The sequence below is a fragment of the Candidatus Poriferisodalis sp. genome (genome assembly GCF_965204195.1).
In the GTDB taxonomy this organism is placed as follows: Bacteria; Actinomycetota; Acidimicrobiia; order Acidimicrobiales; family Poriferisodalaceae; genus Poriferisodalis.
The window spans coordinates 2,837,967-2,855,081 of record NZ_OZ241975.1; the positions used below are offsets into that span (position 1 = coordinate 2,837,967).

A 17,115-nucleotide genomic window follows, 5' to 3' on the forward strand; every position below is an offset into this window, starting at 1 on the left:
GGCGCTTCCGGCTACTGCTCGCCGTCGGTGAAGCTCGTGAAGATCGTTGGGTTCTCGAGGTCGGCGAGCTGCTGGTTGCGGTGATTGACATCTGCCAGCAGCTCGGGATGCGACAGCACCCAGAAACGTCGCTCGTACATGGCCTCGATCACCTTGGCGGCCACTTCGGACGGGTCCATGCCGCGCTCCAGTGCGGCTGCGATGTTGGCGTTGCGGCGGCGGGCATCGGCAGTCTCCGACGGCGCCTCGCCCTCGGGGCGCGGCCGGCGCTCGCGGCGCAACTCGGTCGGACGGTTCCGCTGGGCCGTGGCGATGTTGGTGCGCACCACGCCGGGGCACAGCACCGACACGCCCACATCGGTGTTGCGGTCGCGCTGCATCTCGAGGTGCAGCGTCTCCATGATCGCCACCACGCCGTACTTGGCCGCGTTGTAGGGACCGAGGCCCGGCACCGACATGAGCCCTGCCACCGACGCCGTGCTCATGATGTGGGACTCCTCGGCCTCGATGAGGTGCGGCAGGAAGTGGTGGACGCCGTGGATCACGCCCCACAAGCACACGTCTACCACCCACTTCCAGTCGACGAGCTGCTGGTTGCGGATCAGCCCTCCCCCACCGACGCCGGCGTTGTTGCACACCATGTGAACGGCGCCGAAGCGGTCGATGGTGGCCTGCGCCAGCGCGCCCACCGAGTCGGCGTCGGTCACGTCGGTGATGACGCCGAGTGCCTCGACGCCGCGGTCGGCAACCTCGGCCTCAGCGGCACGCAGCGGCCCTTCCTCGATGTCGGCCAGCACCACGTTGGCACCCTCGCCGGCAAATCCCAGTGCCAGGGCCTTGCCGATCCCCGATGCCGCCCCGGTCACCACCGCGACGCGTCCGGTCATGGTCTCCATGTCTGTCCCCCTCTTGTTCAGCCGGTGCGCCCGGCGCTCAGGTGTTGAGCTGCTCGAAGCGCTCCATGACGTCGAGATACTCGCTGATCATCTCCTCAACCACCCGCGTGGCCGAGATCGACTCGTTCAGCTGCCCGACCACTTGGCCGACGAAGTAGTTGGCCAGTTCGACCGCGCCCGTATTGGACGGGTTCATGGCCGCACGGTCGATGCGGCGGCTGGCAGCGCCGATCAGCATCGGCTGCAGCGGCATGGGCAGCGTGCCTGGCGAGTTCTCGCCCTCCCACTCGTCGGTCCAGGCCGAGCGGAGCTGGCGGGCCGGCTTGCCGGTGCGGGAGCGCGAGCGCAGCGTGTCCGACGAGCCTGCGGCCAGGAACTTGTCCTTCACGACGGGGTGGGTCTCGGCTTCCTGTGTGGTGAGCCAGACCGATCCGCACCACACGCCCTGGGCGCCGAGTGCCAACGCAGCGGCTACCTGGCGGCCGTTGCCGATGCCGCCTGCTGCCAGCACTGGCGTGGGCGCGATGGCATCCACCACCTCGGGCACCAGCACCATGGTGGCGATGTCGCCGGTGTGGCCGCCGGCCTCGTGGCCCTGAGCGATGACGATGTCGACGCCCGCGGCGACGTGGCGCTCGGCATGCACCTTCTTGCCGGCCAGCGCACCCACCAGCACATCGTTGTCGTGCGCCCGGGCGATCATGTCAGGCGGCGGCGGGCCGAGCGCGTTCACGGCCAGCCGGATCGGGTACGAGAACGCCACGTCCATGAGCGGCACCGCCTGGGCGTAGGTCATGGGCGGCTCGGCGTCGCCAGCAATGGCGCCGGGCTTGTCCTCCGCCGGCAGCGGCGGGACGTCGTAGCGCTCCATCATGTCGTCGAGGAACTCGCGGTGCGCCGGCGGGATCATCGCCTTGAGGTCCTTGACCGACAGCTCGCCCTCAGACTTGCCCTCGTACTTGGCGGGCACGATGATGTCGACGCCGAAGGGCCGACCACCCACCTCGTCCTGGATCCAGCCCATGTCGATGTCGAGTTCTTCGGGCGTGTGACCGGCCGCGCCGAGCACGCCGAAGCCGCCCGCCTTGGTCACCGCCGCCACCACGTCCCGGCAATGGGTGAATGCGACGATCGGAACGTCGCAGCCCAGCATCTCGCACACAGCTGTCTTCATGCCCCGAAACTACCGGCGCACAGCACTCCTCCGCTGAAGCGACGGGTTGCGGCGCTGTGGTGGCAGGATGCGCAGGTGAATACATCGGGGAGCAACTCGGGCACCTTCAGCGCAGTCGGGCACAGCTATGTGGACGCCGCTACAGGGACGCAACTGGACGCCTGGTTTCCGGAAGGAGCCACGGAGGACTCGCCGCCGGCGCGGTCGTGCCTGGCGGTTGAACTCGGCGTCAATGTGGGCGAGACGGTCACGGTCACGATCAACGATCTGGATGCTCCGCCTGCAGACCTGGCCGATGCGTACCTGCGGCTGCACCTGTTGAGCCGGCGGGAAATCAAGCCACACGACGCCAACCTCGACGGCATGTTCGGCCTGATGACGAATTGCGCGTGGACCAGCGCCGGGCCGGTGCTGCCCGAACGCGTTGACGACTTGCGAACAGCCGCCGCCGCACTCAGCCAACCCGTCAGCGTGACGGCCGTCGACAAGATCCCGCGCATGGTCGACTACGTGATCCCTCAGGGCGTCCGCATCGGCGATGCCGACCGGGTGCGGCTCGGCGCCCACCTTGCAGACGGCACCACGGTCATGCACGAGGGCTTCGTCAACTTCAACGCCGGCACGCTCGGCCCCGCCATGGTCGAAGGCCGCATCTCTGCGGGCGTGGTGATCGGGGCGCATTCAGACCTCGGCGGCAGCGCTTCCACCATGGGGATGCTGTCGGGCGGCGGCAGGGAGCGGGTGTCGATCGGCGAGCACTGCCTGCTCGGCGCCAATTCGGGCATCGGCATCGCGCTGGGCGACAACTGCACGGTCGAAGCAGGGCTGTATGTCACCGCGGGGAGCCGGATCACGCTGCCCGACGGCTCGGTGGTGAAAGGCCGCGACATCTCGGGACACTCAGGGATGCTGCTCATCCGCAACAGCGTCACCGGCGCCATCGAGATGCGAGTCGCCGACCCGAGCCGCTGGGAAGGCATCAACCCCGAACTCCACAAGAACTGACCGCGCACCTTCCCACGGGCGGCGGCTCAGGCCAGGACACCTGCGATCGCCTGGTCGGACCGATCCGAGCTCGGAAGCGCCAGCGACGGGAGCGGTATCGTCGAATGCGCCGCAGGGACATCAAGGGGACCGGCATGGCCTATGTCGAGGACAGGATCATTCACGACGCGGATGCGCACACCATGGAGCCGCCGGAGTGGCTGGAGCCGTTCGCTTCTGCCGAGGTGGCGCGGTACGCGCTCGACCACTTCTCCATCGGCGACAACGACAAGGTGTTCGCCGACATCGAGAAGGCCCGAGCCCGCCAGGCCGACCCCGAGTTCCGCGCCGGCGCGGCGGCCGAGGTGATGTTGCGCAAGAACTACATCGCGCCCGGTGCCTGGGACCCCGCCGATCGGTCACAGGCGCTCGACGACCTGGGCTTCGCCAGCCAGCTCGTGTTCCCCTCGATGCCCAACACGCTCATCGAGGAGATGGAGCACACAGCCGAGCCCGCCCTCACCTATGCCGCTGCTACGGCGGCGAACCGGGCCCAGATCGCGTTCTGCTCGGAAGATCCTCGCTTGCTGCCGGTGTGCTCGGTGCCGCTGCAGGACATCGAACGAGCTGGGCCGCACGCCCACCAGGCCATCGACGACGGCGCGGCGGCGCTGCTCATCCCCAACCGCATGCCGAAGCATCACGCCCACAGCCACGTCGGTTTCGATCCCGTCTGGGCTGCGGCCCAGGAAGCAGGCATCCCGGTGGTGATGCATGTGGCCACGCCCGACCTGGTGATGCCGCCACAGCACCGCAACAACGGCCTGCCGCCCGAGCCCGACTTCCACGGCGGCGGCGAGAACTTCCGTTCGGTGTCGTACATGGCGATCTCCGCCGCGCCGCTGCAGGCGCTGTCGATGCTGATCTTCGACGGCGTGCTCGAACGCTTTCCGGAGCTGAAGATCGGCGTGATCGAGCTGGGCGCCGTGTGGGTGCCGGGCTTCATTCGCCAGCTCGAAGCAGCGTTCGACGCGTTCGAGCGGCACGAACAGCGGCTCGGCAAGCTCAGCCTGCGCCCCTCGGAGTACGTGCACCGCCAGGTTCGGGTGACCCCCTACCCCACCGAACCGACCGGCTGGATCATCGAGAACACGGCCCCGGAGATCTGCATGTTCAGCTCCGACTATCCCCATGTGGAGGGCGGTCGCAACCCGCTCCGGCGCTTCGACCGCGAGGTCGAGCACCTGCCCGCCGACGTGCAGGAACGCTTCTTCCGGCTGAACTTCGAGGATCTGATGGGCACCGCAGTGACCGACGTGCCGGTCGTGGCGGCTGCATAGGCCCCGGGGCACGCACCTCGCCAACCGACGCACCCGCGCTATTACGACCTGACCCGAAAGGCGACGCCAGATGGGTATCCGGCTCGACAAGCCATGGCAGAGCCTCGATGACGGGGCGATTGACGCACTGCCCTCGCAGCTCGGCGTATACCACGTGGCCGACGCGGAGGGCACGGTGCTGTCGGTGGGTTATGCCGGCGCAAACGAGCTCTTCGGCATGCAGTCCGCGCTTCGGCGTGAAATGGAACAGCACGGCGGCGCCACTCAGTTCCGCTGCGAGTTCACCTCCAACTACCGCAGCCGCTGGGACGAGCTGCTCATGCTGCACCTCGCCGACCACGGCGAGCTTCCCGAGCCGCAGCGCGACCAAGCACAGCGCGTCGGCAGGCTCTCCCCCGCCTGATCGCGGCAGATCGGGCGGCCGGGAACCCGGCGGGTCAGATGATGCGCTCGGCTGCCAGAGCGGCCAGGTCGTCGGCGTCCAGCCCGCAGAACTCGCGGTAGATCGTCTCGTTGTCGGCGCCGACAGGCCGGTAGGGCTCCACCTCGCGCATGTCTGAGCCGTGCCAGCGCAGTGGGCTGTGCGCCAGCGGGATCTCGCCCAAGCCGTCTAGCTCAGTCCACTGGAGGAAGCCGCGCTCGATCATGTGATCGTCGTGCACGACGTCGGTGACTTCGCGCACTTCCGCAACCGGCACGCCCGCCGCCGACAGCGCTGCCGCCGCCTCGGCACGGGTGCGCTCCGACGTCCATGCCGTCACCAGCGCGTCCACCTCGTCCATGTGCTCGCAGCGACCGGCGTTGCTGCGCAGGCGCTCGTCGCCCAGCAGGTCAGCTCGGCCGATCACCTCCAGCACCGCGCGCCAGTGCGAGTTCATCGCAGCGATCAGCGCTATGTGCCCGTCACTGCACGGATACACGTTGGACGGCGAGACGCTCATGGCGGCATTGCGGTTGCCCATGCGCCCGGTGACACCGTGCATCTGCCACGCCTGCAATGAGGTGGTGAGCGTGTAGTACGCAGCCTCCGCCATCGATGTCGACACCAGGCGACCTCGGCCGGTGCGCTGTGCTTCGAACAGCGCCGTCACGACGGCGCCGTACAGGTGAGTGCCGCCGAGGAAGTCGATGAACGTCGCGCCGGACTTCACCGGCGGGCGGTCCGCGAAGCCGTTGATGCTCATCACGCCCATGTGCGCCTGAACGGTGACGTCCATGGCGGTGCGCTGTGCGTCCGGGCCGTCGAGGCCGTAGCCGCTGGCTTGGGCGAATACCAGCTTGGGGTTCGTCTGCCAGAGCGTCTCGGCGTCGATCCCGAGCCGCTCGGGAACGCCGGGGGCGAAGTTGCACAGCACCGCATCGGCGGCGCCGGCGAGCCCGATGAACAGCTCCCGGCCACGGGGCGACTTGAGATCCAACGACATGATCTCTTTCGACGAGTTGAGCATGGCGAAGGGCAGCTGGTGGCTGTGACCTCGCAGGGCCTCGCCCCGGGGATGCTCCACCTTGATGACCCTGGCACCCGAGTAGGCCAGCAGCAGACCGGCGTAGGGCCCCTGGTAGATCTGGCCGAGGTCCAGCACGACCACGCCGTCGAGCGGCAGCGGTCGGGCCGGCTCGCCGGCCCCGGTGTCCGATTCGCTCATTTGAAGCTGCCGCCGAGGATGTCGCGGGCCATGATCAGCCGCTGCACCTCGCTGGGGCCTTCGCCGATCCGGCGGATGCGCAGCTCCCGGTACCAACGCTCCAGCGGCAGGTCCTTGGTGACGCCGATGCCGCCGTGGATCTGGATGCAGCGGTCGACCACCCGCCCGGCCGCCTCGGAGGCGACGAGCTTGGCCATCGCGGCCTCGGTGCGGAAGCGCTCGCCGCGGTCGGCCTTCTGGGCCGCCTCCAGCACGCACCAGCGCCCGTGGCGGATGTCGATCTCGTTGTCGACGATCATCCACTGCACCGCCTGCTTCTCGGCCAACACCGATCCGAACGTCTCACGGCTGCGGGCCCACTCGATCGCCATCTCCTGCGCCATGATCGCCGGCCCCAAGCAGCCCGCTGCGTACGGGATGCGTTGACGGCTCAGCCGGTCGTTGGCGATGCCGAATCCGCCGTTCACCTCGCCGAGCACATGGCTCTCGGGCACCCGCATGTCGGTGAACTCCAGCTCGGTGGCGTAGCGCGTGGCTCGCAGCGTGTGCACCACCCGGCGCACGTTGAACCCGGGCGTGTCGGTGTCGACGATGAACGCCGTGACGCCGTTGCGCCCGGGGTCGTCCGACGTGCGGGCGAACAGCAGTGCGTAGTCGGCCTTGTCGGCACCGGAGATGAACAGCTTCGAGCCGTTCAGCACCCACTCGGCCCCGTCCTTGTAGCCCCGGGTGCGGATGGCCCGGCCGGGGTCGGACCCTCCCGACGGCTCGGTCAGGGCGAAACAGCCCATCTTCTCGCCGCGCAGGGTCGGGTACAGCCAGCGCTCCTTTTGCTCGTCGGTGGCCTCGTAGAGCTGCGCCAGGCCTGCGCCGCCGAACACCCCGTAGCAGGGGTTGTAGAGGCCGGCTCGGTGCTTGGACATCTCGATGGCCATGAGCGCGCGGGTGGTGGTGTCGAGACCCGGCCCGCCGTACTCCGCGGGAATGTCGAGCCCGTAGAAGCCCATGTCGCGGGTCATCTGCGTGAGCCGGGCCGCATCGTCGGGCTCAAGCTCGCCGGCGTCGGGGTCGAGGTCGGCCTCGAGGGGGATGATCTCGCTCTCGACGAAACGCTGAACGGTCTCGACGATCAGCGCCTGCTCGTCGCTCATGGAGAAGTCCACGTTGTGCCCCCTTGGGTCGGCGCCGTGTCGGCGCCCGATGCTAGGAGGCTGAGCCCCGGCCGTAGCGGCCCGCGAGCGCAGCGAGCTAGAGCGGCAAGCACAGGGCGAAGCTTGAGGACGAATCAGCCGGACGTCCAGGCGAGCTGAGCGAATGCCGGCGCCACCACAAGCTGCTCGCCGACCGAGACCGACATGTCGACGCTGAAGCCTGCATCGTCGGATGTCGCGATCGTGCCAGCGCAGACCACCGTCTCGCCGGCGCGCACCGGCGCTCGATTGCGGTACGAGAGCCGGACCAGCCGGGCGCCGGGGCCTGCGGCCCGAAGCACGCACTCGGCCAGCAGTGCCCCCAGCATCTGACCGTCGACCAGTGGTGCCGGAGCGCCCAGCCGGCGGGCGTGCGCCTCGTCATAGTGCAGGCGATGCCAGTCCCACGTGGCGGCGCCGTAGGCGACCATGTCCGCCAAGGCGATGTGTCGATGCAGCGGCCGCAGCGACCGGCCGGGGGCCAAACGTTGACGTGGCAGCGGCGTGGCGCCGTCGGCATGGTCCGCCGCGGGTTCCGCCGTTGCCGTCGCGCCATCGGCTGCCGAATCTTGGAGTCGTTTTCCCGCCGCCACCTCCGCGGTCTCCCCCGCAGGGTCCCGGGATCGCTCACCGTCTACAGGCGGCGTGGCATCGGCGTGTTCGTCCCCGGCGTCGGCGGCCGCAGGGTCGATCGGTCGGAAGATCATGGTCTCGGTGTTCGTGGCGAGCAGTTCGTCGCCCGCGGTGTAGCGGGCCTCGGCGGTCACCAGCAGCAGCGATCCGCCGGCACGGTCGAGCCGCTCGGTCGCATCGGTCAAGGTCCACGTGGTGGTGATGACGTCGTCGAAGCGGGCTGGCCGTTCGAACCGGTAGTCGTTGCCTCCCCGGAACATGGCGCAGGGCACCGGCAGCGGAAGCTCCCAGGTGTGCCCGAGATACGAATTCCCGTCAGGAACGGCCCGACCGGTCAGCTGCGCTGTCTCGCAGATGAGCGTCGGCGGCGCTTCGTCGGTCCACCGCCCGGGATCGGCGCCGATGGCCAACGCGAAGTAACGAATCGACGCCCGGCTGAGCCGCTCGGGCGCCGCATAGGTGTACGTCGAGCCGAGCGCAGCACGCACGTCGGGAGTCAGCAACTGCGTCATGGCGAGCGCCCAGACCTTGCTCAGCCTCTCAGGGCATCAAGGCGACGGCTTCCACCTCGATCAGCCACCGGCGGCTCAGCAGCCCCGCCACCATCACGCCGGTCGACGCGGGGAACGGCCGGCCCATCATGCGCTGGCGCACCTCGCCGACGGCCCGGTAGTCGCCGACGCCGTCGGGGGTCACGTATTCGACCGTCTTGACGAGGTTGTCGATGGAGGTGCCGGCCATCTCGCAGATGGCGGCGATCTCGCCGTAGACGAACTCGGCCTGCCCGCCGATGTCACCCTCGGCAACGGTCTCTCCGGTGCCGAGATTGAACGCCGTGGTGCCGGAGATGAACAGCAGCCCGCCGGCCTCTACGGCGGGGCTGAAGGTGAGTGACGAGTAGGCGTCAGCCAGGTAGGGCACCACCGTCTTGGGATGCGCCGACGCCCACACGTCGAGCGCCACGAGCGCCCCGGGATGGGGAAGCTCAGGCATCAGCAACCCCGTCGACGACGGGAACTGCGGTGCGAGCAGCCGCCGGCGTGCCTCCGCGGTTTCGTTGTACTGGCGGCGAGTGGCCGCGGTGGTCTGCTGCACGATTCGTACGACGTTGCTCAGGTCCATGCCGTGGGGCTCGAGCCGGCGGCCGGCTTCTTCGAGCGCCCACTCGCACTGCCCGACGAAATCGCCCGCCAGCACCGCATTGCCGTCGTCGTCGACGGGCAGCACCTGGGGCACGTGCACCAGGCCGTCGACCTGCCCGGCTACCACCTCTACTTCCACCAGCGCCTCAGGCCGCACGAGCGATTCGACGATGAATGTCGAGGGGCGCACGCCGCCCATCGCCGAGCCCAAGCTGTGCGGCCGCTGCGCCGCAATTGCATCGCGTTCAGGCGCCCCAGCCACCGTGATGTACTCGGTCACTTCAGAGCAGTCGCTGACGTCTCGCCCGGCCGCGTCGAGCACTGCTTCCACCTTGGCCCAGCACACGCTGGCCTGCTCGGCACCGTCGCCGCGCACCGTCACCCGGCCCGACTCGGCGTCGTACGCGCCGGCGGTCTGCCCCGCCAACCATGCAGCTCCCGAAGCGTCGATGCCCTGGGAGAACGAATACCGGCTGGTGTCCAGCCAGGGGAATGGCTCTGGGGTGAGCTCCTGGGGGGGCATAGTTCGTGCTCCTAGCTGCCGGTGAAGTTCGGCGCGCGGCGCTCCACGAAGGCTGCGATGCCCTCACGGCCGTCGTGGGTCTGCATGGCATCGGTGATCATCTTGCCTTCGAACTCGCCCGCCTGTTCGAGCGGGGAGTCGATGCCCGCGTACACCACTCGCTTGGCGTGGCCCAGCGCCCACGCCGGACCGTCGGCCAGCGACTGGGCGAGCTCGGCGGTGGCAGCGTCGACCTCGTCGTCGGGAACGACACGGTTGACCAGGCCCCACTGCTCGGCTTCGGGCGCAGAGAGCACGCGGTTGGTGAGCGTCAGATCGAGCATCCGTCGCAGCCCGATGTGGCGCGCCAGGAAGTACGACGACGTGCCGTCGGGCGTCACGCCGGCCCGGGTGTAGGCCATGGTGAACTTCGCGGACTCGCCCGCGATCACCAGGTCGAACGAGGCGGCCAACGACATGCCCGCCCCGCCGACACTGCCGCCCACGCCCGCAACGAACGGCTTGGGCGTGCGGTTCATCTTGTTGATCGCCGCGTGCAGGTCGATGACCATGTCCGATGCGAGCTGGGGCAGGCCGTCGCCCGCCGCGTGGAACTCCTTCAGATCGCCGCCCGCCGAGAACACCCGGCCTTCCGCGGTGACCGACGCGGCCTTGACTGCCTCATCGAATTCGATCTCGAGCATGACGGCCCGCAGCTCGCGTGAGAACTGGGGGTTGACGGCGTTGGCGCCCTCCGGTCGGTTGAACCGCACATGCGCCACGCCGTCGCGCACTTCGTAGATGATCGTTGCCAGGTCCATGGTTGCTCCTCGTGTGGTGCCGCCGGTTGTTCGGGAGACTACGCGGCGACGGCTGCGCGCCGTGCGTGCCGCGCCGGCTTCCCATTCTCATGTGATTGGGCTCACGGCCCGGTCGTGCCCAAGGCTCAGCCTCTAGCGCCTGGCTGCTGGAGCGAGGTCCCGGGAGGCCTGGACTGGGTCGATGCCGCCGAACGGCATGATCGAGATGGCCGACACGTCGACGCCGTTCGCGTGATAGCGGTCGATGTGCTCGCGGCAAGCTTCTGGCGGGCCGTGCACGAGCAGTTGGTCGACAAGGTCGTCGTCGATGACCTCGAGCGCCCCACGACGGTCGCCCTCAGACCAGCGCTCCCACATGGCGGCGAGCAGCTCGCCCCGGCCGAGCCAACGATGGAACTCGGCATAGACGGGAACATTGAGATACGCGGCGATCGCCCGCTTGAAGCCCGCCCGAGCCACGTCGGCATCGGGATTGGGGCACACGAAGATCCGGGCGACCACCTCCTTGCCGTCACCGCCCTCATCGACATAGGGACGAACGGTGGCAACGTCGTCGGCCGAGAGCCAATTGATGATGGCGCCGTCGCCCTCGCTGCCTGCGAGCCGCAGCATGCCGGGCCGCAGGGCTGCCAGCAGGATCGGTGGCTGGATCTCGGGCGGGCGGCCGAGGCGGAAGCCGCTGATATCGAACGTGTCGTAGGTCTCGCTGATCCGTTCGCCGGTGAGCGCTTGACGCAGGAATCGAGCGGTGTCACGTGTTCGCTTGAACGGCTCGTCGAAGGGGATGCCGTTCCAGCGTTCCACGATGACGTTCGACGATGCCCCGATGCCCATGGCGAATCGTCCCGGCGCCGCCTCGCAGATGGCTGCGGTCTGCTGGGCCAGCAATGCAGGGCCGCGGGTGAAGGCCGGGATGATGGCGATGCCCAGCCGCACATCGGGCACCCATTGGCTGGCCAGCACCAGCGGGGTGAACCCGTCGGTGCCGTCGGCCTCCGAGCTCCAGAACTCGGTGTAGCCGAGATCTGCGAATTCGCGGTAGAGGTCGGCTTGGGCATGCAGCGGATCGCCGAAGGGAACGGTGATGCCGTAGCGCCAGTCGTGTCGATTGTCGGTCACGGCGCGCAGGCTAGTGAGCAGAGGCGAGACGATTCCGTGAGGCGACTTCGCAGTGCGCCGGAGGCGCACTGGGGGCTATTCGTGTCACACCCCCCGATCACACTGGGCACATGGCAGAACAGCTTGATATCGCACCTCAGCTCCGGCTGGTGTCAACCAGCCGGATGCCCCACCGGCTGAACCGGGCTACCCGCCAGGAAGGCCTGCGGGGCGTCGCTCGGGCACGGGCGGCGCTGGCCGCCACGGCACGCCCGCCCGAAATCGATCTGCACGCCGCCTGATGCCGGCCGCGACAGGCCAGTGCCGGCCAGACCATTGGGCGGGCGGCACGAGCGCGCAAGTACAGTGCCGGCCATGAGCAGCGCATCCGTGAACCAGCATCCCGACGACATCGTCATTGTCGACGCCGTCCGATCTCCCGTCGGCCGGCGTGGCGGCGACCTGAGCGGCATCCATCCGTCCGATCTGCTCAGCGATGTGCTGACCTCGCTGATGGAGCGCACCGGGGTCGACCCGGCCAGCATCGGCCAGATCGTGGGCGGCTGCGTCAGCCAAGCCGGCGAGCAGACAGCCAACATCGCGCGCACTGCGTGGCTCGGCGCCGGCTATCCCCTGTCGGTCGCAGCCACCACCGTCGACGCGCAGTGCGGTTCGAGCCAGCAGGCCACCACGCTGGCGTACGGCCTAGTGCGCAGCGGCGTGGTCGACTCGGCTATCGGATGCGGCGTCGAGTCAATGACGCGCAACCCCATGGGATCGAGCTACAAGAAGGGCCAGCGCACAGCCACCTCCCGCTACAAGGAGCACTACGAGTACACAACCCAGTTCCAAGGCGCCGAGCTCATGGCCAAGCAGTGGGGCATCAGCCGTGAAGAATGCGATGCCTACGGCCTGCGAAGCCAGAACAACGCCGCCCGGGCGTGGACCGAAGACCGTTTCGCCACCCAGATCGTCGAGATCGATGCGCCGGTGCTCGACGAAGACGGCAAGCCCACCGACGAAGTTCGCCACGTCGTGCGCGACGGCGGGATCCGGCCCACCACGGCGGAAGGCCTTGCCGGGATCTCGCCGGTGATGGACGGCGGCGTGCACACCGCCGGCAGCTCGTCGCAGATCAGCGATGGATCGGGAGCGGTTCTGCTCATGCGGGCCAGCCGTGCCGGCGAGCTGGGCCTGCGCCCGCTGGCTCGCATCGTCGACACCTGCCTGGTCGGCAGCGACCCGGTGCTGATGCTGACCGGGCCGATCGAGGCCACCAACTACCTGCTCGAGCGCAATGGCATGCAGATGTCCGACATCGACATCGTCGAGATCAACGAGGCATTCGCATCGGTCGTCCTCGCGTGGCAGCGCGAGGTGAACCCCGACATGGACGGGGTCAATCCCAACGGGGGCGCGATCGCGCTGGGCCATCCGCTGGGCGGCACCGGTGCGATCCTGCTGACCAAGGCGGTGCACGAGCTGCACCGGGCCGACAAGAACACAGCCCTCGTCACCATGTGCTGCGGTGGCGGGCTGGGCACGGGCACCATCATCGAGCGGCTCTGATCAAGCGCCGAGCAGCTTCCCTCGGCGCCTTCGCCGCAGCATGTGCGGCGGCCTGGGCCGGATGGCAGTACTTCGGCCCATCTGACGAAGCGACAGTTGCGCCCTCCGCCACGGAGGCGGCGGCAGCCGATGGCAGTGCACCCGCGGAATCTCCGGAATCGACAGCCATGTCGGAAATCGAGGCGGCAGTGCTGGAGCCGAACGCTGTCGTGCTGGCGGTGATCGACGGCGACACGATGGACGTCGACCTCGGCGGTCGCCGGACGACGGTGAGATTCCTCGGCATCGACACACCGGAGAAGACCGGCGGCTACCTGCCCGCCGAATGCGGCGGCGATGCCGCCACTCGTCGGACGGCCGAGCTGCTCCCGCCCGGCACCGGAGTGCTGCTGCAGCGCGACCAAGAGCTCTATGACCGCTATGACCGGCTGCTGGCGTACGTGTACCGGGCCGACGATGGCCTGTTCGTCAATCGCTACCTCGTGCTCGACGGCTACGCCGGCACCATGCACTTCGAGCCCAACACAGAGCACCGGGCCGTGCTCGACGAGGCCCAAGCCGACGCTCGCGCCGCCGGCCGGGGAATCTGGGCCGACTGCGGCGGCCCGAACCGGCAACTCGAAGGTGCCCATTAGCGTGTCGGTGTGGCACCGCTGTCCCAGCGGCTCGGGTACGGCCCCGACGACAGACTGCTGATCATCAGCGCGGCCGGACTCGGCGGCTGCCACGCGATGAACGAAGGCGTCTACGCCGCGCTGCGAGACGGCCTGGCAACCACCGCAACGCTGCTCGTGCCGTGCCCGTGGTCGCGCGAGGCAGCAGCGAGATTCCGGGGCGAGGACGTCGGCGTCGCGCTCACGCTGAACGCCGAGTTCGAGCTGTACCGGTGGGGGCCGATCACCTACGGCCCGTCGCTGCTCGACGGCAACGGCGGCATGCCCAGCACGGTGGGCGATGTGTGGGACCACGCCGACCTCGACGAAGTCCGGCGGGAATGCCGGGCACAGATCGAGCGGGCAATCCTGTGGGGCTTTGACGTCACGCACCTCGACAGTCACCTCGACGTGCTCAGCGTGCGCCCCGAGTTCTTCGACGTGTACCTCGAGCTCGCGGTGGAGTTCGGGTTGCCGGTACGGCTGATCTCCAGCGACGCACGGCGCCAGCTCGGATTCCCCGCTGAGGATCTGCTCGGGTCCGAGGGCGTCGTGACCCCAGATCGGGTTGTCCGGATTGCACCCGGGGCCATGGGGCGGTACCGGCGCATCGAAGCGCTGCTCGACTCGCTGGAACCTGGCGTGACTGAATTGCAGCTCCAGCCGGCGGCGGACCTGCCGGAGCTGCGATCGCTGACGGCCCAATGGGGATCACGCGTGGAGGATCTGCTGCACCTGCGTGACAACGCCGAGCTGCGAGCCCACATCGAGCGCAGCGAGATCCGGTTGATGGGCTATCGAGCGCTGCGGCAGCTGCAGCGATCCAGTACCGGCTGAGCGAGTCCGGCTCTGTTCAGCCCGGCGAGCCCAGCGAACCCGCAGCACGCCAAGCTGGCAGCAGTTCCAGCCAGAGCGCCATGTCGCCGGAAACCTTGAGATCGCCGGCCATGTAGTAGCGAGCGGGATCGGCATTGCCGCAGACCACGTCGGCGGCGAGCTGCCACGGAGCCTCCAGGGTCAGATCAGCTTCTCGCGCGTCCTCCTTGGAAGCAACAGAGGCAGACGTCAGGACGCCGGATTCGAAGGTAAGGCTCACGGCGACCTTGCCGTCGGGACCGCCCGCGGTCTTCATCACTACAGCGCCCGTCACGTTCCCCAGCGGCTCGTGACCTGCGTCGGCCCACGTCGCCAGGAACTCATCGTCGAGAAAGCTCATGGGCGCAATCCGGCAAAGAGGTCATGCTCCATCGGCTCGGTCGCGATACGCGACTCGAGGAGCATGTACTCCTCGTACGGATGGATGGCATCGGCCACGTCGTCGGGCAGGCCGAACCAGAACGGCGAGTCCGGATCGACTTGGGTGGCATGAGCCAGCAGCGCCTTGCGCCGGACCGCGTTGTTCACCTCGATGACCGCAGTGATGCGGTCGTCCCGGCTGGGTCGCCCCAGCCACTTCTCGTCGAACGGCGACTCAAGCCCGAGATCCAAGAAAGCCTGGTGGATCAGCTTCATGCGCTTATGCGACCACACCGGTGCATACATCTTCATCGGCGTGAACGCCGGGCCGCACTCGGGGCGCCAGGCCGGTTCACCGGCGTGGGCGAAGGCCGGGATGCAGATCGCGGTGACCTGCAGATGATCGGGATGGGGGTAGCGCGACTGCACCAGCGGGTAGGTCAGGATGACCTGCGGGCGCACCCGGCGGATCACGGTCACGAGCCTGGCGACCGCTTCGTCGAGGTCGGCATTGGCGAAGGCGTCGGGATGGGCGTTGGCTTCGGTATCGGGCATGCCTGAGTCGCGATAGCCGAGCATGACGACTTCGTCGTAGCCGATCTCCACCGCGGACGTGTCCAGCTCAGCACGCCGGACTTCGGGGAGGTTCTGCTTCACCTCGGGCCGGTCCATCGCCGGGTTCAGGATGTCGCCCTCCTCGCCGCCGGTGCAGCACACGAGCGTGGTGCGGATGCCCTCATCGGCATACCGGCGGACAGTGCCCGCTCCCTTCGACGCTTCATCGTCGGGGTGAGCGTGTACCGCGAGGATTGACAGTCCCGTGTCCTGCGACATCGGCGGTCAAGCTACCGGCGTCAGCACTGTGCTGGCCGCTGCACTGACGACCCGTCCGATGCCACGCGCCGCAGCCGCAGCGGAAGCAACATCATGATCTCGGCGGTCAACCGATCGGCGTGAGTTCGACGTGTCCGGTTTCCTCGTCGATGTCCATGGAGTAGCCGCAGATAGCAGCGAGGCGGTCACGGCCCTCCTCGGGACCCGATGCGAGCAGCTCGTCGCCCACCCACAGCCGCACCGTGCGGGGCGGGTTGTAGATGTAGCTGGCGGCGCGGCGGATGGCCAGCACGTGATAGCCGGGATCCACGGCCAGCCCGAGCGACCCGAGTGTCGAGTCGTCGGCCTGTGAACCGGGTGCAACCGGCACTTGCACGACGACATCGTCGGTGTCGCCCAACGCGAGCGCCAGCACCGGGTGAATGTCTTCATCCTCGAGCACGAGCGAGGTGATGTTGCGCGCCTGATCGCCGATGTCCTCGGCGGCTTCGGCGACGTGCAGCAGACCGCGCAGTCCCGCCGGATCCGCGTCAGACACCTGGGCGACATCGGCCGCCGCACGCAGCACCCACGTCTGCATCGACGCCTTCATCCCGTCGAGCCGCTCCTGCATCGAGCGCACCTCTCGGGCCAGCGACAGGTCGTCCAGCACGAGTGCCGAATAGGCCAGCCCGATAGCTGCCTCGGAGAGGTTCTTCATCTCCACCAAGGTGTCCACCGCTCGGTAGAGGTCGCTGAGCGCATGGTCGTCGTCGGGCTCGGGCGGGCTCCAGCGCTCCATCGCAGCAAGCTCCCGCAGCCGGACGATGCCTGCCGGGTCGCCACGCATGAACAGCACGTCGCCGGGTTCCACAATGCTGTCGCCGCCGACATCGGTCAGCCAGTGACGGCCCCGCTGAATGGCCACCACCCGCATGCCGACGGCCACCGGCAGCTCCATGTCGCGCAGCGGCCGATTCGCCAAGTGGCTGCCGGCGGCCACGACCAGCCGGTGCGAGACCTCGGCCGCCTGGGCCAAGTCGACGATGAGGGCTCGTGGGATGCCCAGGTGATGCAGCACGATCTTGGAGATGTCCACTGCGGCGTTGGCGATCTGCTCGATCGACGACACCACCTGCAGCACCGAGCTCATGCCGTCCACCTCGCGGGGGTGGCGCACGGCCAGCATCGCCAGCGACCGCATCTCGTGCACGAGAGCGGACATATCCACTTCGAGGCCCAGCACGGCATCTGCCATGCCTTCGTCGTCGAAGTAGAGCGCGGCGTAGGCCAGATCGACCATGAGCTCGGAGGCGTCCTTGGCCTCCGAGAGCATGGACTTGAGGTTTCGGGGTTTGTCTTCGGGGTCTGATCGCATTTCAGATCGTCAGCCTGCGGCGCGACGAGCTCCATTCAGT

At 68.4% G+C, this 17,115-nt stretch carries 18 protein-coding genes; 7 read left to right on the plus strand and 11 right to left on the minus strand.

Annotated features, from left to right (window positions below):
- Positions 1–11: 11 nt before the first annotated feature.
- Positions 12–896: an SDR family NAD(P)-dependent oxidoreductase gene (locus ACOGI8_RS12750; RefSeq protein WP_419854174.1), complete on the minus strand. Its 885-nt coding sequence runs from the start codon at positions 894–896 to the stop codon at positions 12–14.
- Between the two features lie 37 nt (positions 897–933).
- The gene (locus ACOGI8_RS12755) at positions 934–2,070 is read right to left on the minus strand and encodes a nitronate monooxygenase (RefSeq protein ID WP_419854175.1); all 1,137 of its coding nucleotides are present in this window, start codon (positions 2,068–2,070) and stop codon (positions 934–936) included.
- Between the two features lie 75 nt (positions 2,071–2,145).
- Here ACOGI8_RS12755 and ACOGI8_RS12760 point away from each other — a divergent pair, with 75 nt between their 5' ends.
- The 3 genes from ACOGI8_RS12760 (at position 2,146) to ACOGI8_RS12770 (ending at position 4,797) form a co-directional block, all read left to right on the plus strand.
- Positions 2,146–3,075 (plus strand): DapH/DapD/GlmU-related protein, encoded by a 930-nt coding sequence (locus ACOGI8_RS12760; RefSeq protein WP_419854176.1) that lies wholly within the window; start codon positions 2,146–2,148, stop codon positions 3,073–3,075.
- A 134-nt stretch (positions 3,076–3,209) separates the two neighbouring features.
- The gene (locus ACOGI8_RS12765; protein WP_419854177.1) at positions 3,210–4,394 is read left to right on the plus strand and encodes an amidohydrolase family protein; all 1,185 of its coding nucleotides are present in this window, start codon (positions 3,210–3,212) and stop codon (positions 4,392–4,394) included.
- Between the two features lie 70 nt (positions 4,395–4,464).
- Positions 4,465–4,797, plus strand: a complete 333-nt coding sequence (locus tag ACOGI8_RS12770; protein ID WP_419854178.1) for a DUF7508 domain-containing protein — start codon at positions 4,465–4,467, stop codon at positions 4,795–4,797.
- A gap of 34 nt (positions 4,798–4,831) precedes the next feature.
- On the opposite strand, the gene ACOGI8_RS12775 is transcribed toward ACOGI8_RS12770, so the two are convergent.
- The 6 genes from ACOGI8_RS12775 to ACOGI8_RS12800 all read right to left on the minus strand — a co-directional run bounded on the left by ACOGI8_RS12775 (position 4,832) and on the right by ACOGI8_RS12800 (position 11,447).
- The gene (locus ACOGI8_RS12775) at positions 4,832–6,040 is read right to left on the minus strand and encodes a CaiB/BaiF CoA transferase family protein (protein ID WP_419854179.1); all 1,209 of its coding nucleotides are present in this window, start codon (positions 6,038–6,040) and stop codon (positions 4,832–4,834) included.
- Positions 6,037–7,203: an acyl-CoA dehydrogenase family protein gene (locus ACOGI8_RS12780; protein ID WP_419854180.1), complete on the minus strand. Its 1,167-nt coding sequence runs from the start codon at positions 7,201–7,203 to the stop codon at positions 6,037–6,039. The genes ACOGI8_RS12775 and ACOGI8_RS12780 overlap by 4 nt, the downstream gene beginning before the upstream one ends.
- Before the next feature lie 122 nt (positions 7,204–7,325).
- Complete coding sequence (locus ACOGI8_RS12785; RefSeq protein WP_419854181.1) at positions 7,326–8,375, minus strand: MaoC/PaaZ C-terminal domain-containing protein; 1,050 nt, start codon at positions 8,373–8,375, stop codon at positions 7,326–7,328.
- Between the two features lie 28 nt (positions 8,376–8,403).
- The gene (locus tag ACOGI8_RS12790) at positions 8,404–9,528 is read right to left on the minus strand and encodes a RidA family protein (RefSeq protein ID WP_419854182.1); all 1,125 of its coding nucleotides are present in this window, start codon (positions 9,526–9,528) and stop codon (positions 8,404–8,406) included.
- Positions 9,529–9,539: 11 nt separating this feature from the next.
- Positions 9,540–10,328 carry an enoyl-CoA hydratase/isomerase family protein gene (locus ACOGI8_RS12795; protein ID WP_419854183.1) on the minus strand — a complete coding sequence of 263 codons (789 nt, stop codon included), beginning with the start codon at positions 10,326–10,328 and terminating at the stop codon, positions 9,540–9,542.
- Positions 10,329–10,460: 132 nt separating this feature from the next.
- The gene (locus ACOGI8_RS12800) at positions 10,461–11,447 is read right to left on the minus strand and encodes an LLM class F420-dependent oxidoreductase (RefSeq protein WP_419854184.1); all 987 of its coding nucleotides are present in this window, start codon (positions 11,445–11,447) and stop codon (positions 10,461–10,463) included.
- A 110-nt stretch (positions 11,448–11,557) separates the two neighbouring features.
- On the opposite strand from ACOGI8_RS12800, the gene ACOGI8_RS12805 reads away from it, so the two are divergent.
- The 4 genes from ACOGI8_RS12805 (at position 11,558) to ACOGI8_RS12820 (ending at position 14,485) form a co-directional block, all read left to right on the plus strand.
- Positions 11,558–11,728, plus strand: coding sequence for a hypothetical protein (locus ACOGI8_RS12805; protein WP_323673672.1), 171 nt, complete (start codon positions 11,558–11,560; stop codon positions 11,726–11,728).
- 73 nt (positions 11,729–11,801) lie between these two features.
- Entirely contained in the window at positions 11,802–12,995 is a 1,194-nt protein-coding gene (locus ACOGI8_RS12810; RefSeq protein WP_419854185.1) for a steroid 3-ketoacyl-CoA thiolase, read from the plus strand.
- A gap of 167 nt (positions 12,996–13,162) precedes the next feature.
- Positions 13,163–13,630 carry a thermonuclease family protein gene (locus tag ACOGI8_RS12815; RefSeq protein WP_419854186.1) on the plus strand — a complete coding sequence of 156 codons (468 nt, stop codon included), beginning with the start codon at positions 13,163–13,165 and terminating at the stop codon, positions 13,628–13,630.
- Positions 13,631–13,639: 9 nt separating this feature from the next.
- Complete coding sequence (locus tag ACOGI8_RS12820) at positions 13,640–14,485, plus strand: ChbG/HpnK family deacetylase (RefSeq protein ID WP_419854187.1); 846 nt, start codon at positions 13,640–13,642, stop codon at positions 14,483–14,485.
- A 16-nt stretch (positions 14,486–14,501) separates the two neighbouring features.
- Here the strand turns inward: ACOGI8_RS12820 and ACOGI8_RS12825 are convergent, their stop codons facing one another.
- The 3 genes from ACOGI8_RS12825 to ACOGI8_RS12835 form a co-directional block, all read right to left on the minus strand.
- Positions 14,502–14,864 (minus strand): SCP2 sterol-binding domain-containing protein, encoded by a 363-nt coding sequence (locus tag ACOGI8_RS12825; RefSeq protein ID WP_419854188.1) that lies wholly within the window; start codon positions 14,862–14,864, stop codon positions 14,502–14,504.
- Positions 14,861–15,718 carry a PIG-L family deacetylase gene (locus tag ACOGI8_RS12830; protein WP_419854189.1) on the minus strand — a complete coding sequence of 286 codons (858 nt, stop codon included), beginning with the start codon at positions 15,716–15,718 and terminating at the stop codon, positions 14,861–14,863. The genes ACOGI8_RS12825 and ACOGI8_RS12830 overlap by 4 nt, the downstream gene beginning before the upstream one ends.
- Before the next feature lie 106 nt (positions 15,719–15,824).
- A complete protein-coding gene (locus tag ACOGI8_RS12835) occupies positions 15,825–17,075 on the minus strand; it encodes a potassium channel family protein (protein WP_419854190.1) in 1,251 nt (416 codons plus the stop codon).
- Positions 17,076–17,115 lie beyond the last annotated feature (40 nt).

Excerpts from the sequence above, each read along its gene's own strand:
- ACOGI8_RS12750 (WP_419854174.1), bottom strand. The coding sequence starts at position 896 with ATGGAGACCATGACCGGACGCGTCGCGGTGGTGACCGGGGCGGCATCG.
- ACOGI8_RS12770 (WP_419854178.1), top strand. The coding sequence starts at position 4,465 with ATGGGTATCCGGCTCGACAAGCCATGGCAGAGCCTCGATGACGGGGCG.
- ACOGI8_RS12835 (WP_419854190.1), bottom strand. The coding sequence starts at position 17,075 with ATGCGATCAGACCCCGAAGACAAACCCCGAAACCTCAAGTCCATGCTC.
- ACOGI8_RS12765 (WP_419854177.1), top strand. The coding sequence starts at position 3,210 with ATGGCCTATGTCGAGGACAGGATCATTCACGACGCGGATGCGCACACC.
- ACOGI8_RS12815 (WP_419854186.1), top strand. The coding sequence starts at position 13,163 with ATGTCGGAAATCGAGGCGGCAGTGCTGGAGCCGAACGCTGTCGTGCTG.
- ACOGI8_RS12830 (WP_419854189.1), bottom strand. The coding sequence starts at position 15,718 with ATGTCGCAGGACACGGGACTGTCAATCCTCGCGGTACACGCTCACCCC.
- ACOGI8_RS12825 (WP_419854188.1), bottom strand. The coding sequence starts at position 14,864 with ATGAGCTTTCTCGACGATGAGTTCCTGGCGACGTGGGCCGACGCAGGT.
- ACOGI8_RS12775 (WP_419854179.1), bottom strand. The coding sequence starts at position 6,040 with ATGAGCGAATCGGACACCGGGGCCGGCGAGCCGGCCCGACCGCTGCCG.
- ACOGI8_RS12810 (WP_419854185.1), top strand. The coding sequence starts at position 11,802 with ATGAGCAGCGCATCCGTGAACCAGCATCCCGACGACATCGTCATTGTC.
- ACOGI8_RS12805 (WP_323673672.1), top strand. The coding sequence starts at position 11,558 with ATGGCAGAACAGCTTGATATCGCACCTCAGCTCCGGCTGGTGTCAACC.
- ACOGI8_RS12755 (WP_419854175.1), bottom strand. The coding sequence starts at position 2,070 with ATGAAGACAGCTGTGTGCGAGATGCTGGGCTGCGACGTTCCGATCGTC.
- ACOGI8_RS12795 (WP_419854183.1), bottom strand. The coding sequence starts at position 10,328 with ATGGACCTGGCAACGATCATCTACGAAGTGCGCGACGGCGTGGCGCAT.
- ACOGI8_RS12785 (WP_419854181.1), bottom strand. The coding sequence starts at position 8,375 with ATGACGCAGTTGCTGACTCCCGACGTGCGTGCTGCGCTCGGCTCGACG.
- ACOGI8_RS12790 (WP_419854182.1), bottom strand. The coding sequence starts at position 9,528 with ATGCCCCCCCAGGAGCTCACCCCAGAGCCATTCCCCTGGCTGGACACC.